Consider the following 13,986-nt stretch of genomic DNA (forward strand, 5'->3'; position numbering starts at 1 on the left):
GGCGCACTGCGCCGATGTATGCAGCGTACTGTGTTCCAAAACTGTCACGGCACACAGAAAACATGAAACCCGAGGGATACAGTTGCGCGAATCTGGCCTACACTCGCGTCGTTACCCTCATCGCCCGCCACCGTGACGCTCTACGAACAACTCGCCGACGAAATCGAGGCCGCTGTGCGGCGCGGCGTGTTCGCGGCCGGTGAACGGATTCCGTCGGTGCGCCAGGCCAGCCAGCAGCACGGCGTGAGCATCAAGACGGTGTTGCACGCGTATGGCTTGCTCGAAAGCCGTGGTGTCGTCGAGACGCGACCGCAGTCTGGCTACTTCGTGCGCGATGCAGCCGTACGAGCCCGCACCGCGCCCGGCCGTGCAACGCAAACACAAGTCGTCGCCGCGGAAGTCGACGTGAGCCGGCTCGTGCTGTCCACGCTGCGCAGCATCCGCAGTGAGGATGCGATGCCGCTCGGCTCGCCGTATCCGGACCCGTCGCTGTTCCCGTGGCGGCGCATCAACCAGTATGCGAACGCGATCGCGCGACGTCATGCGAGCTGGAATCTGATCGACGATCTGCCGCCGGGCAACCCCGAGCTGATCCGCCAGATCGCGCGGCGTTACGCCGAAAACGGCATTGCGATCGATCCCGACGAAATCATCATCACGGTCGGCGCCACCGAAGCGATCAACCTGAGCCTGCAGGCGGTCGCCAGACCCGGCGATACGGTCGCCGTCGAATCGCCGACCTACTACGCGATGCTGCACGCGATCGAACGTCTCGGCATGCGCGCAATCGAGGTCCCGACCCACCCGGTGCACGGCATCGATATCGACGTGCTTGCGCAGATTATCGGTAGACAGAAAATCGCTGCGTGCATGGTGATGCCCAATTTCCAGAATCCGCTCGGCTTCCGGATGCCCGACGAGCGCAAGCAACAACTCGTCGATCTGCTCGCCGCGCACGACATTCCAGCCATCGAAAACGACGTCTACCAGGAACTGTATTTCGGCGACACACGCCCCTCGACGCTGAAGAGTTTCGACACGCGTGGCCTCGTGCTGCATTGCGCGTCGTTCTCGAAGAGCCTGAGCGCGTCGTACCGCATCGGCTGGGCGATGCCGGGCCGGTATCGCGCGCAGGTCGAGAAGCTCAAGTTCCTCAATACGCTGACCACACCGTCGGTGCCGCAGATCGCGATCGCGGACTATCTGCGGCACGACGGTTACGACCGGCATCTGCGGCAGGTGCGTAAGTTCTATCGTCAGCAGGCGCGACTCATGATCGCGATGGTGCTGCGGTTTTTCCCCGCCGGCACGCGCACCTCGTCGCCGCAAGGCGGCTATGTGCTGTGGGTCGAACTGCCGCCACGCGTCGATTCGATGCGGCTCTATCAGGCGGCGCTCGTGCGCAGCATCACGATCGGTCCTGGCTATATGTTTTCGACGCGCAACGACTTCAGCCACTTCATCCGGCTGAACTACAGCTACCCCTGGAACGCGCAAACCGAGCACGCGCTCAAGACGCTCGGCGAACTTGCCGCGAGCATGGTCTGACGAGGAGACACGCTATGAACGATGCCATCGACCCCGCCCTCGTCGCCGTGCTCGCGCAGTTATGGCGCGCGGAACAGGAAACGCCGGGCCATGCATGGTCGCTGGCAAAACTGGCCAAGCAGACCGGCCTGCCGATGAGCGGCTTGCGCCGTCAACTGACGGCACTCGTCGACAGCGACATCGTCGAGACGACGTTCACCGAGGAAGGCACGGGTACCGCGCGCCTGAGCGAAGCCGGCCGGTCGCTATGCGCTGAGGTATTCGGCAGTCCGGATGCTTGAGAGGCTGCGCGGCCGCGTTCGCGGGTTGCACTTGTTATAGTTCCTCGGGCATGGTGCTTGCACTTACTTACCGTCGTCACTGCTGTCACGCTTCCGACCACAAGGACCACCATGGACACACTCTCTTCAGAAAAACTCCAGACGGTGGCCCGCAAGCAGGCGTCGTGGGCCATCGGTGCGCTCAGGCAATTCTCAGCGAACCGCTGTGCGGCGATGGCCGCGGGCATCGCGTTCTATGCGGCATTCTCGCTGGCACCGACGCTCGTGATGGTGATCGCGATCGCCGGCTGGTTCTTCGGTGCCGAGGCGGCGCGTGGGGAACTGTTCCGCGAAGTGCACGGCGTGCTTGGCAACGAAGCGGCCGCCGGTATCACGACGATCGTCGAGAACGCGCACCGTAGCGGCAACGCGGGCGGCATCGCTGCGATCATCTCGTTCGCGGCGCTGGCGATCGGTGCGTCGGCAACTTTCTCGTCGCTGAACAGTGCGCTCAACATGGTGTGGCCGCCCACGGGGGCGCGCTCGTCGAGCGTGGTCGCCCTCGTGCGCGTTCGTCTGATCTCGTTCAGCCTCGTGCTCGGTGTTGCGTTCCTCCTGATCGTGTCGCTGGTGCTCGACACCGCGATTACGTTCGTCGGCCAGTGGCTGTGGGGCAATTCGCCCTATGTGGTGATCGGCAACGTGCTGCAGTTGATCGTCGGCCTGCTCGTCCTCGCATTCGCCTTTGCCGCACTGCTCAAGTTCTTGCCCGATGCAATCGTGCGCTGGCAAGACGCGATGGTCGGTGGACTCATCGCCGCTGTCCTGTTTTCCGCGGGCAAGAAGCTGTTCGCGCTGTACCTCGCGCATGCGGGTATGGCGAATTCGTTCGGCGCAGCGGGCTCGCTGGCCGTGCTGTTGATGTGGCTGTATTTCTCGGCGGCCGTGCTGTTGCTCGGCGCCGAATTCTCCGCGGCCCGCGGCCGGTTGCACGATCCGCGCGGTGCATGGGGCCTGCAGGACAGCGAACCGCCGCCGGGCAGTCGCGCCAAACTGGCGTCGGTGATCGCGGCTTCGACGGTCGCGTCCGGGGCACAGCGCCGGCTCGATCTGCAGGATGCGCTCGCGGCCGACGCTGCGTCAGTGTCTTCGCTTCCGCAAACCACCGATGTGGACGCGGATGAGGACACGCCGCCCAAAACACCCGCGACCAACGGTGCAGTGCGTTTCGGCCGTACGGTGGTGCGCGTCGAAAACCAGGCTACGCGGGCCGCCGCTGCAACGCTGGTGCAGGCCGGCCGTAGCGCCGTCGCCGCCGATCGCTACGTGAAGCGGCATCCGTGGGGCTCGCTGCTGCTGGCTGCGGGCGCGGCGCTCGTCGTCACCGCGGTCGCGGGTCGCCGCAACGGCGACAGCGAAGCACCAGAGACCGCCAACGACGACCGTTGATCCCGCCCAGCGCCATCTCGCGAGCGCCTAGTCTCCCTGGGACGATCTGTCCATCTTTGTCTGCCGTTTACCCCGCGAATCGCATAAAAAAGATGCTAACAATCAGCTGACGAATATCAATCGAGACGCCGCATTTATTACGTATAGCCTTCAAAATGATATCTAAATTGTAAATAGCTCCACCCGCACTCTCAACAAAACAACAATAATGCGATATCAGAGAGATAATATTGTCAAATTTGGAACAGTCGGCGAAAGGCTTTATATACAAGGCTTTGAGCGACATGTCACATTTTGGAGACAGTGATTTTTTTTCAGTTCTTGCGCATAGACACACTGCGCTATTCTCCTTTCCGCAACAACGAAACTAATCATCTGCGTGGAGAAATGGATGAAACGAATCGCACTATCTACCCTCTCGCTGGCCCTTCTGGGTGCCGCTGGCGCAGCCCACGCTCAAAGCAGCGTGACCCTGTACGGCGTGCTGGACGACGCTTTCCAGTACGTGCATAACGCCAATACGAATAACAAGAGCTTCGTCGGCCTGGTCGGCGGCAACATGCAGGGCAATCGCTGGGGCCTGAAAGGCACCGAAGATCTGGGTGGCGGTCTCAAGGCCATCTTCCAGTTGGAAAACGGTTTTGATCCGAATACCGGCAAGCTTGGTCAAGGCGGCAAGGAATTCGGACGTCAAGCCTACGTCGGCCTGACGAGCGACCAGTACGGTACGGTCACCCTCGGCCGTCAGTACGATCCGGTCGTCGACCTGGTCCAGCCGATCACGGCAGACAACTACTGGGGCTCCACGTTCACCACGCCTAGCGACGTCGACAACAACGACAACAGCTCGCGTACGAACAGCGCCGTCAAGTACACGTCACCGGTGTTCGGTGGCCTCCAGTTCGAAGGCATGTACGCATTCGGCGGCGTCGCAGGTGCGATCAGCGCAGGCCAGACATGGTCCGGCGCGGTCAGCTACGCAACGGGTCCGTTCAGCCTCGCAGCAGGCTACATCCGCATGACCAACGCCAACACGGCAGCAGCCCGTGCCGGTAGCTGGAACGCGACGTCGGACGCTACGTTCAACTCGATCAACCTGCCGTTCGCATCGGCCAAGTCGATCGGTATCGCGTCGATCGCTGGTCAGTATGTCATCGGGCCGATCACGGCTGGCATCCGCTACAGCAACGCGCAGTACAAGCCGGACTCGCTGTCCTCGTTCGGCGCGACGGAGCGTTACAACGTCGGTGCAGGTTTCGTGAACTACCAGTTGACGCCGGCAGCGCTGCTCGGTCTGGGCTACACCTTTACGCACGCTTCGGGCAACGGCCCGTCGGCGTCGTATAACCAGATTTCGCTGGGTGCGGACTACAACCTGTCGAAGCGTACGGACGTCTATGCGCTCGGCGCGTACCAACGTGCAAGCGGTACGGGTGCAACGGCAACCGTGGCCGACTACGACTACCCGTCGGACTCGACGGCGCAGGAAATCTTCACGATCGGTATCCGTCACAAGTTCTAAGCATGACGTGATGCACAGCTGAAGTTCCAGCTGTCATGAGCCAGCCTGAGGCGCCAAGCCGAAGGCTGGCTTTTTTATTGGCGGAGGCCTGCGTGGATGGTGTGGTGGCAGTTAGCGTTGTAGTGGCCGCGGCAGGGCTCAGGCAGCGGCCACGGCACCGTACCGCTCAGTGCCGCGCCTGCTCTTTTGCTGCCTGCGCGAGGGTCTGCTCGGGCATCGCGTCGGCGGCATTGGCGGCCTCGGGCCCGCGATAGGTCACCGACGCACGCTCGCGCTGCGCGAGCGGCACGTTGGCGGTCTCCAGCCAGTCCGGATCGGGAATTTCACCGAACACCTGGCGCAGCCGTTCGCCCCAGGTGCGGTGGATCATCTGGTAGTACGCGTTGTCCTGATCGATCGAGACGAAACGCGTCACATGCAGCGCGTCGGTTTCGTACACCAGCAGATCGAGCGGCAGGCCCACGGAGAGATTCGAGCGCAGCGTCGAATCCATGGAAATAAGCGCGCATTTTGCCGCTTCGTCGAGCGGCGTGGCAGGCGTCAGCACGCGGTCGATGATCGGCTTGCCGTACTTCGACTCGCCGATCTGGAAGTACGGGCACACCGTCGATGCCTCAATGAAATTGCCCGCCGCGTAAATCATGAAAAGCCGCGGCGTCTGCGGCTTGCCGTCGATACCGATCTGGCCGCCGAGAATAAAGCTGCAATTGAAGTCGACGCCAAATTCCTGCAGCGCCGGCGCCTCGCGCTGATGCACCGCGCGCACCGCATCCCCGACGACCCGCGCCGCGTCCGTCATCGTCCCGACCGTCCACAACGTGGGGCGCCCGTCGTCCGACGGTTCGCTCAGCACGTGTAGCACCGCCTGAGTCAGAGACAGGTTGCCCGCGCCCAGCAACACGAGCACCCGTTCGCCGGGCTGCTCGAATACCGACATCTTGCGCGCGGTGCTGATGTGATCGACGCCCGCATTGGTCCGGGTGTCCGACAGGAACACGAGACCGTCGTCGACGCACATCGCGACACAGTAAGTCATGGATAGATCCGCAAGAAAAAGACCCGCTATTGTAATACTGCGCGGCGCAACCCCGTTTGTGATGCAGTCGGGCACGTGCTGGCACGTCGGTTCATCGTTGCACTACCCGAATACGCAACGCCCATGAAAAATCCCCACGGACGTGAGCCCGTGGGGATCGTGTACTGCCTGTCTGCGGAAAACGCCGCGGCCCCGAAAGGCATCGACGTGTCTCGCGAGATCAGCTCGCTGCTGCGTCCTTCAGCTTCTTCAGCGCACGTGCCTTGATGCGCACGCTTGCCGGCTTGGCCGGGAACCAGCGCTCTTCACCCGTGAACGGATCCTTGCCGAAGCGCTTCTTCTTCGCCGGCACTTGCTGCGCGACGATCTTCAGCAGACCCGACAACGTGAATTCGCCAGCACCCTTCTTGTGCACCGAGCCGAGGATCGTGTCTTCGAGTGCAGCCAGAACAGCCTTGGCAGCCTTCGGTTCAACACCAGCACGTTCTGCGACATGAGCAGCCAGCGAGGCCTTCGTGAAGGTGTCCTTGATCGGCGACGGAGCGCCGGACGCCTTCACGGCGACCTTCTTAGCTGCAGCTTTTTGCGCAGGCACTTTCTTCGCAGCAACCTTTTTGGCAGCTGCCGGTGCGGCCTTCTTGGCCACCTTTTTTGCGGAAGTCGGCATGTTTCTCCTACCTGTTGTGGTCAGTGAATGCACGAAGTACACGCGGTATGCGTGCACTTCAACGCCGGATTCTACAAGCGCTATAGCGTTTCGCGCGAATCTTTTGTGCATCACAGGTGGGGTTTGTTGCGTGGCGCTGACTCCCGGGTGCATTTTGAGGCTTGTTTCAAGGGGTAAACGTGAGTCTCGCGTGACCTTCGCGTGAGCCTCATGTGAACTTCGCGTTGACTTCACGTCCACCGCGCATGAACTCGCACCGCGTTTTTAGACGACCCGTACCCCCTTCCCAGCATCGAAACCGCGGTTATGGCGACCAGTGGCACGTCGCTGGACGCGCGACCTGCGTCGTAATGCCCCGCAATATTCCGCCATAGCCGACACGCAACCGGCTCAACGCGCCAGTTTCGGCATCAGCCGCGCGAGCTTCGTCAGCGCCTCGTCGATGTGATCGGCACCAATACCCCCGTAACCAAAGATCAATCCCGGCTGCGGCCGGGTCCGTACATAGAACGGCGCGAGTCCGTACAGGCCGATCGATGCATCGCGTGCCGCGGCGATCAGCGTCGCTTCGGAGAGCGCCCCCTTCAGATGCGCGGCAAGGTGAATGCCGGCAATCGGTGCCGTCGGCTCGAACCATTCGCTGAGCGGGCCACGCAGATGCGACAGCAGACACATTCGGCGCGTCACGTAGATCTTGTGCATGCGGCGTAGATGCTTCGCGAAATCGCCATTGAGCATGAACGCCGCGAGCGCGGTCTGCGTCAGTGTGCAGCCATGCCAGTCGCCGAGCTGACGTGCCTTGCGCAACGGCCCGCCCAACGACACCGGCGGCACCACGTAACCGACCCGCAGTTCGGGGAAAAGCGTCTTCGAGAAGGTGCCGACGTAGGCGACGAGACCGGCGCGATCGAGGGTTTTCAGCGGTTCGATGGCGCGACCGTCGAAGCGGAATTCGCAGTCGTAGTCGTCCTCGATGATCAACGCGTCGCGCTGTTCCGCCCATTCGAGCAATGCGACGCGCCGCTCGAGCGACATCGGCATGCCGAGCGGAAACTGGTGCGACGGCGTCACGTAAACGAGCCGCGCGTTCTTCGGCAGCTTCGCGACGATGAGCCCTTCCGCGTCGACCGGGACCGGCACGACCTTCGCGCCGAGCGCCGCGAAACATTCGCGCGCCGGCGGGTAACCGGGATCCTCGACCACCGCGACATCGCCGGGGCGCAATGTGATGCGCGCCAGCAGATCGAGCGCATGCTGTGCGCCCTGGGTGACGAACACGTCCTCCCAGTTACTGTTCAACGCGCGGCTGAAAGCCAGATAACGCGACACCGCGAGCCGCAGGTCCTGTTCGCCCGCAGATTCGCGATACATCCCGCGACCACGTGCCTGTACCCGCAGCGCGTGGTTCACGCAGCGCCGCCAGACGTCGAACGGAAACAGCGCCTTGTCCGTCATGCCACCAACAAAGTCGTACGGCGATCCGGTGATCGGCCGCGGCAGCATCGATGCATCCCGCAGTTGTTCCCAGACAGGTCGTGCCCGCACGCGCGCCTTCGTCTGCGTGCGGGCGGCTTCGACTTCGCGGATCTGCGCGGAGCGTCCGGCGGGTAGTCGCTGCAGGCCGTCCGCGACGAAGGTGCCGGAGCCCGCGCGCGCACTCAGATAGCCTTCGGCGAGCAGCCGCTCGAATACATCGAGCGTCGTCTTGCGCGACACGCCGAGCTGGATGGCGAGATCGCGCGTGGAGGGCAAACGTGTGCCGCCGGCTAGCCGACCTTCGATAATCCCCTCCCTGAGCTGCCGGTAGATCTGCCCCGCCAGGTCGTGCCGACCTTCGACCGCGATGTGGATGTCCATGGGAAGTGGTTACCTGAGATATTCCAGAAATGGCTATTTTGCCTGACCACAATGCGATTTAAGCTTGATCCATGGCCCCAATCGCGGGCACATTCAACTGGAGCACATCATGCAATCACGTCTCGACTTCTATAAAACCAACCCGCATGGCACGAAGGCAATGCTGGCGCTGGAAGAACAGGTCAGCAAAAGCAGCATCGAGAAACCGCTCGCCGAACTGGTGCGGCTGCGCGCCTCGCAGCTGAACGGCTGCGCTTTCTGCGTCGACATGCACACGACGGACGCGCGCAAGGGCGGCGAAACGGAACGCCGCCTCGCCACCGTCACCGTGTGGCGCGAAACGCCGTTCTTCACCGATCGCGAACGCGCCGCGCTGGAATGGACCGAAGCGCTCACGCTCATTTCGCAGACGCATGTGCCCGACGCCGTGTGGGAAGCAGTCAAGCCGCATTTCACCGACGTGGAAATCGGCGACCTCACGATGCTGATCATCGCGATCAATGGCTGGAACCGCATCGCCGTGTCGTTCCGCAAGATCCCGGATTGAACGGGCGCCGGCGCCGGTGCCGCCCTGCAGCGCACTGCAGGCGCGGGCGGTAACCGGCCGGGGCGACGTCGACCGCGCGCCCTGCGCGGTCGACGCCCTCATTTCCCTCTGAACCCTTCGTTCGAACCTCCCCCCTCGCAGCGCCGTCCCCGGTTCACGCTTGCGGCCCACGCCGCCTCGCCTTATCCGGCGATTTCCCTCTCTGCTACCCCGCTCCACCGAAAATGCCGCCCATACAAGCGGACAGGTGTAATATTTTCGGTGCCTTTATGCGCGAAAACGTTAAATCATGATCGAAGCAGAAGACCGCGACACCGCCGTGCAGAGCTTCATCGAGCCGTCGGAGTTAATACGGGTTACCGCATTCGAACGCTTTAAAAGTGAACCGTGCACACGTACCGTCCTTTCAACGTGGCGTGCCGTGGCAGACCGGCTGGTATGCCGCAGCGAGCCTGTATGGACGCCGCTGCGAACCCAATGCACAAAACAATCGAAAAAATACCAGGAAAAGCGTCTTAATATGGCGCACGGCAACACGCGCCTGGAAATGTTTCAGAGGCAACCCGCCACAGCACGACCGATTAAGACACTGGCTCAGACAGTCACACCGTTTTCTTTTTGCTTTGCCTCTTTTAACGATTGATTCAAGCTTCACCATTCAGTCCGTATAAACGTCACAGGGGTAGCGCGTATGTCCAAAGATATGACGACCGGCAATTCAGGCACGAATCAGAGCAAGGTCAAGCTCATCAAGTGGGGGATCATCGGCCTCGGCATCATTGTCGTCGCCCCGCTCGTGGTGCTGCTGGTCAAGGGGCTGATCGGCCTCATCGCGGCCGCGGTCATCGGGCTCGCGGCGATCAACTTCGCGCCGGTCATCGCGATGAAGTTCGCGAACCAGAAGGTCAAGATGATGGTCAACGAGGCGGGCACCAACCCGATCGAGACGCTCTATAACCAGCTGGCGGAAAAGGAACAGGCCGCGCAGAAGTTCAAGGACAGCATTACCGGCTTCCGCACGGAAGTCGCGAACTTCGCGACCAAGACCGCGCAGTTCAAGAAGCAGTATCCCGACGACGCCGAGCGCTTCGAAGCGCAACTGGCCACGATGAACAAGCTGCTGACCTTCCGCGAGCAACGCTACAAACAGGTTCAGTCGGAGCTGCAGAATTTCTCGAACGCGATCGATCGCGCGAAAGCACTGTGGGACATGTCGCAATCCGCGCAGCGCATGAACAAGATTGCCGGCATGCAAACCAGCAACACGTTCGAGCAGATCAAGACCGACGCCGCCATCGACGCCGTCACCAATTCGGTGAACAAGGCCTTCTCCGAGATGGAAACCTCGCTGATGGACAACCCGGAAGTTCAGCAGGCTCAACAGGCGGCGAACGCAAGCCTTCTGACAGCGGGATCGGGGGCGTCACCCACACCGATCGCATCGCCGCAGATCGCTTCGAAACAGTAAGCATCGAAACAGCACACTCGACACGTCCAACTACCGAACAGACACAATGAAAAAAATACTAGGCTCGGCAATCTTTCTGGTCATCCTCGTTGCGGGATGGTTGATCTATCAGGGCGGTCTGGTGCAACGCCTCGCGTCGCCTTCTTCGTCATCGCCGTCGTCGACGCAGACCAGTTCCAGCGATAACTCGAATTCCAGCGGCAACAGCAGCAGCAATAACAACAGCAGTAGTAACAACGCCAGCACGAACGTCGTGCAATCGGTCGCGGTGGACGGCTTCGTGCCGAACAAGAACACGCTGAAATCGATCGTCACCAACGGCGTGGCGCGGATCAGCGTAGAAAATCCCTCGCGCCCGTTCTACTCGGAAGACGGCGGCAAACCGCAGGGCTTCAACGTCGATTTCGCGAAGCTGCTGTTCGCGCAGAAGGAATTCACCTCGGGCGATCACAGCACGATCAAGGTCGATACCGGTCACGGCGTAGACACCTATCCGGCCGTTCCCGCGCAGCTCACGCAGACCGACAAGGACGGCAACGCCACCGTCGACATCGCGATGGACGGCCTGACGTTCTCCGACGACACGCCCAACGGCGTGGTCTACACGGTGCCCTACATCGACGACTTCGGTTACGCGCTGATCGTACGCAAAGGCTCGTCGATCCATTCGACCGCCGACCTGGCTGGCAAGAAGATCGGCATCCTGCAGGGCGACCCCGACGTCAAGGCGTTTGTGACGAAGGCGTTCCCGAACAACCAGGTGGTCGAGTTGTCCGATGCCAGCATCAACGGCGAACGCTCGTGGATGGCGCACTTCCTGAACAACGGACAAGTCGACGCCATCGTCTATGACTACCCGTTCGGCGTGGCGGAGATTGAAGGCACCGACCTGACTTTCGCGGTCAGCAAGCTGGAAGGCTCGAACCTCGCGTACAAGATCGGCGTACGCAAGAGCGATAGCGACCTGCTGGTGTATCTGAATTCGGCGATCGCCAAGGTCAGGCAATCGCCCGAGTATCTCGATCTGCTGCGCAAATACTTCATCAGCAACCAGATCGCGACGACCGCCGCACAGGGCAGCGAAAAGACCTACGTCGTGAAGTCGGGCGATACGCTGAATCTGATCGCCTCGAGCCAGCTGGGGAGTGCCGCGCGCTATGTCGAGATCCAGCGGCGCAACAACCTGCCGAACCCGAACCTGATCCTGGTCGGGCAGCGGCTGGTGATTCCGCGCGGTTAAGCGGGAAACGCGCAGCTCAGCGCGAACGCACCCGGTATAGACAAAGCGGCCCCGGCATCGTCTGCCGGGGCCGCCTCTTTTTGATGCGTTGATGCGCGTGTTTTGCACACGCACAACATGCGCCCGTCGATCAATACAACCGCATCGCCATGACCATCATTGCGCCGCAGCGGCCAGCGTAGCCGAATCGCGTTGCGCGTTTTCGCGCGCTTCGTCGGTACAGCGCTGATGTTCGCGCGACAGGCGGCGCATCAGCGGCAGCAGAAGCACGGCCACCACTACACCCGCGGCGGCAAGCCAGCCGAGCCCGGTGAAGAGCTTCGTGTACAGCGGCAGCGACTGCACCGCCGTGAGATCGCCGGAAGGCATCTGTGCAAAATTCGCGACCACGCTGCCGAGATACTGCGACACACCGGTCGCCACGAAGTACGCACCCATCATGAAACCGCTCATGCGGACCGGCACGTAACGCGCGATCATCGCGAGGCCGAGGCCGCTGACGAGCAGTTCTCCGAGCGAGTACAGCCCATAGCCGCCGACCATGAACCACGACGACACGCGACCGTCCACCGCATAGCGGCCGCTCAGCGCATAGACGAAAAACCCCGCCGACACCACCGCAAAACCCAGCGCATATTTCACGGCGACCGGCACGTCCCTGCCGCTGCGCGCGAGCCGCGTGTACAGCAGCGCGAGAATCGGGCTCAGCAGCATGATCCAGATCGGGTTGAGCGCCTGGAATTGCGCCGCGCTCCACGAGAACAGCGACACGCCGAACAGCGAGAACTGCGGGTCGACGTTGCGCAGCGCGAACAGCGTGAGCGATGTCGACATCTGTTGATAGAACACAAAGAACAGAATGACCTGCAGCGTAAGGATCAGCGCGGCGACGAGCCCTGCGCGCTCCGAGCGTTCGCAGCGCGTCAGCATGTAACCGAAAATACCGAGAATCGCGACGCCGGCCGCATACACGCAGGCCACGGCGATGCTCTTGTGCTGCAGCACGTAGGTCGTCGCGACGGCAAGCGCGATCGCGCCCAGCACCAGCGCGCCGACGGCTTTCCAGCGGACCGGTTCGGCATCCGGGGCGGAACCGATATGCGCGAGCGAGCGATATAGAACCAGGAAATTCAGCACACCGAGCAGCATGCCCGCACAGCACACGCCGAACGCCGCGTGCCAGCCCCAGTGATCTTTAATCCACGGCGTGGCGAGCATCGAGCAGGTCGAACCGATGTTCACCGCCATGTAGTAGATCGTGAACGCACTATCGATCCGCGCATCGTCGCCTTCGTAAATACGCCGCACGAGGTTCGCCGCGTTCGCCTTGAAAAGCCCGTTGCCGACCACGATCACGCCGAGCGACGCATACATGTGGCCCAGTGCATCGGTGGGCATCGCCAGCATCAGATAGCCGGCGGCCAGCACGAGCGCCCCGCAGATCATCGTGCGACGCGTGCCGAGAATCTTGTCGCCGATCCAGCCGCCAACCGACGGCGCCGCATACACCAGCGCCGTGAACGCGCCCCACGTGAGCGTGGCGTGGCTGTCCGTGAAGCCCAGCCGGTTGACCATGAACAGCACGAGCAGCGCGGCCATGCCGTAGTAACCGAAACGCTCCCACATTTCGATCAGGAAGACCGTCGAAAACGATCGGGTCTGGGAGACGGGTGATTTCATCATGTACCTCGTGTTCAAACACTAACGCCGACGCGCACAGGCCGCGCGCGTCGCAGGAAAACCAGTCTGGAGATCGTCGGATGCCAGCGTGCGCAATGCAGCGCCGGATCGTGCGCACGGACGCCTCTATCGAGCACGTTCATCGGCACGTCGAAACGGAAAAACCAGGGAATAGGAGGGCAGCCGGACACGCAATGAATCGCGTAACATGGCGCCGCGGCTCCGGTTTGCGGAACGGGCGCAATGATAATGCATGACGGGAAAACCGCGCCGCGGTGCCGGCAAAGCGGGCTGGCAGGCGGTAGACGCTGCTGCGCTGTGCGGGCAACGGCCCTGCGCCAGGCAGACGGGAAAGCTCGGAGTAAAAAGTGTGGTCCATTTCGGTCATACGCGGGCGATCCGGGTGGAATCGGTCCGACTTGCAGCCGTTGCAGGATCGCTGCGCACGGGATTGAGTGTCGCAAGCAGACCGAAAAGTTGTGCCGGCCGGCGAGCGCTCGCGATTCTCCCGACGAACGCTCAACGCGTCACTCCGGGAATGCACTGATATCAAAGCGCATCGCCGCCGCCCGTCTTGCTTTGCGGGGCGACCATTGCGACTTCCTTGCCCGCTGCGTAAGGAAGACGTTATGCGGATCGAGTCGAATCCCTTAATCTCCTGACTGACGCAGATTTCAGCGGGGATGCTGCGGGTTCTGCTGCATCTTTCGTG

Annotated in this window: 12 protein-coding genes; 8 read left to right on the plus strand and 4 right to left on the minus strand. The window is 62.0% G+C overall.

Annotation, left to right across the window (positions count from 1 at the left end; genetic code table 11):
* Positions 1–132 precede the first annotated feature (132 nt).
* From BWP39_RS25375 to BWP39_RS25395, 4 genes are all read left to right on the plus strand, one after another.
* Complete coding sequence (locus BWP39_RS25375; protein WP_096725015.1) at positions 133–1,548, plus strand: aminotransferase-like domain-containing protein; 1,416 nt, start codon at positions 133–135, stop codon at positions 1,546–1,548.
* A 14-nt stretch (positions 1,549–1,562) separates the two neighbouring features.
* On the plus strand, positions 1,563–1,829 hold the full coding sequence (locus BWP39_RS25380) for a helix-turn-helix domain-containing protein (protein ID WP_096725016.1): 267 nt from the start codon (positions 1,563–1,565) through the stop codon (positions 1,827–1,829).
* 111 nt (positions 1,830–1,940) lie between these two features.
* Entirely contained in the window at positions 1,941–3,257 is a 1,317-nt protein-coding gene (locus tag BWP39_RS25385; protein WP_096725017.1) for a YihY/virulence factor BrkB family protein, read from the plus strand.
* 391 nt (positions 3,258–3,648) lie between these two features.
* On the plus strand, positions 3,649–4,779 hold the full coding sequence (locus tag BWP39_RS25395; RefSeq protein WP_096725019.1) for a porin: 1,131 nt from the start codon (positions 3,649–3,651) through the stop codon (positions 4,777–4,779).
* Between the two features lie 166 nt (positions 4,780–4,945).
* On the opposite strand, the gene BWP39_RS25400 is transcribed toward BWP39_RS25395, so the two are convergent.
* From BWP39_RS25400 to pdxR, 3 genes are all read right to left on the minus strand, one after another.
* Entirely contained in the window at positions 4,946–5,815 is an 870-nt protein-coding gene (locus tag BWP39_RS25400; protein WP_096725020.1) for a proteasome-type protease, read from the minus strand.
* Positions 5,816–6,035: 220 nt separating this feature from the next.
* Entirely contained in the window at positions 6,036–6,482 is a 447-nt protein-coding gene (locus tag BWP39_RS25405; protein WP_091008254.1) for an HU family DNA-binding protein, read from the minus strand.
* Between the two features lie 390 nt (positions 6,483–6,872).
* Positions 6,873–8,339 carry a MocR-like pyridoxine biosynthesis transcription factor PdxR gene (gene pdxR, locus BWP39_RS25410; RefSeq protein WP_096725021.1) on the minus strand — a complete coding sequence of 489 codons (1,467 nt, stop codon included), beginning with the start codon at positions 8,337–8,339 and terminating at the stop codon, positions 6,873–6,875.
* Between the two features lie 109 nt (positions 8,340–8,448).
* On the opposite strand from pdxR, the gene BWP39_RS25415 reads away from it, so the two are divergent.
* The 4 genes from BWP39_RS25415 to BWP39_RS25425 all read left to right on the plus strand — a co-directional run bounded on the left by BWP39_RS25415 (position 8,449) and on the right by BWP39_RS25425 (position 11,594).
* Positions 8,449–8,886 carry a carboxymuconolactone decarboxylase family protein gene (locus BWP39_RS25415; protein ID WP_096725022.1) on the plus strand — a complete coding sequence of 146 codons (438 nt, stop codon included), beginning with the start codon at positions 8,449–8,451 and terminating at the stop codon, positions 8,884–8,886.
* 289 nt (positions 8,887–9,175) lie between these two features.
* On the plus strand, positions 9,176–9,529 hold the full coding sequence (locus tag BWP39_RS31585) for a hypothetical protein (RefSeq protein WP_133116934.1): 354 nt from the start codon (positions 9,176–9,178) through the stop codon (positions 9,527–9,529).
* A 48-nt stretch (positions 9,530–9,577) separates the two neighbouring features.
* On the plus strand, positions 9,578–10,354 hold the full coding sequence (locus BWP39_RS25420) for a hypothetical protein (protein ID WP_207557093.1): 777 nt from the start codon (positions 9,578–9,580) through the stop codon (positions 10,352–10,354).
* 46 nt (positions 10,355–10,400) lie between these two features.
* Positions 10,401–11,594, plus strand: coding sequence for a transporter substrate-binding and LysM peptidoglycan-binding domain-containing protein (locus BWP39_RS25425; RefSeq protein ID WP_096725023.1), 1,194 nt, complete (start codon positions 10,401–10,403; stop codon positions 11,592–11,594).
* 156 nt (positions 11,595–11,750) lie between these two features.
* Here BWP39_RS25425 and BWP39_RS25430 read toward each other — a convergent pair whose 3' ends face one another.
* Positions 11,751–13,277, minus strand: a complete 1,527-nt coding sequence (locus BWP39_RS25430; RefSeq protein WP_235851475.1) for a peptide MFS transporter — start codon at positions 13,275–13,277, stop codon at positions 11,751–11,753.
* Positions 13,278–13,986: the final 709 nt, after the last annotated feature.

The sequence above is a fragment of the Paraburkholderia acidicola genome (genome assembly GCF_002362315.1).
Lineage (GTDB): Bacteria > Pseudomonadota > Gammaproteobacteria > Burkholderiales > Burkholderiaceae > Paraburkholderia > Paraburkholderia acidicola.

What these genes read in the sequence shown, in the direction of transcription:
- BWP39_RS25380 (WP_096725016.1), top strand. Translation starts at nt 1,563, where the DNA reads ATGAACGATGCCATCGACCCCGCCCTCGTCGCCGTGCTCGCGCAGTTA.
- BWP39_RS25385 (WP_096725017.1), top strand. Translation starts at nt 1,941, where the DNA reads ATGGACACACTCTCTTCAGAAAAACTCCAGACGGTGGCCCGCAAGCAG.
- BWP39_RS25395 (WP_096725019.1), top strand. Translation starts at nt 3,649, where the DNA reads ATGAAACGAATCGCACTATCTACCCTCTCGCTGGCCCTTCTGGGTGCC.
- BWP39_RS25400 (WP_096725020.1), bottom strand. Translation starts at nt 5,815, where the DNA reads ATGACTTACTGTGTCGCGATGTGCGTCGACGACGGTCTCGTGTTCCTG.
- BWP39_RS25405 (WP_091008254.1), bottom strand. Translation starts at nt 6,482, where the DNA reads ATGCCGACTTCCGCAAAAAAGGTGGCCAAGAAGGCCGCACCGGCAGCT.
- pdxR (WP_096725021.1), bottom strand. Translation starts at nt 8,339, where the DNA reads ATGGACATCCACATCGCGGTCGAAGGTCGGCACGACCTGGCGGGGCAG.
- BWP39_RS25415 (WP_096725022.1), top strand. Translation starts at nt 8,449, where the DNA reads ATGCAATCACGTCTCGACTTCTATAAAACCAACCCGCATGGCACGAAG.
- BWP39_RS31585 (WP_133116934.1), top strand. Translation starts at nt 9,176, where the DNA reads ATGATCGAAGCAGAAGACCGCGACACCGCCGTGCAGAGCTTCATCGAG.
- BWP39_RS25420 (WP_207557093.1), top strand. Translation starts at nt 9,578, where the DNA reads ATGTCCAAAGATATGACGACCGGCAATTCAGGCACGAATCAGAGCAAG.
- BWP39_RS25425 (WP_096725023.1), top strand. Translation starts at nt 10,401, where the DNA reads ATGAAAAAAATACTAGGCTCGGCAATCTTTCTGGTCATCCTCGTTGCG.
- BWP39_RS25430 (WP_235851475.1), bottom strand. Translation starts at nt 13,277, where the DNA reads ATGATGAAATCACCCGTCTCCCAGACCCGATCGTTTTCGACGGTCTTC.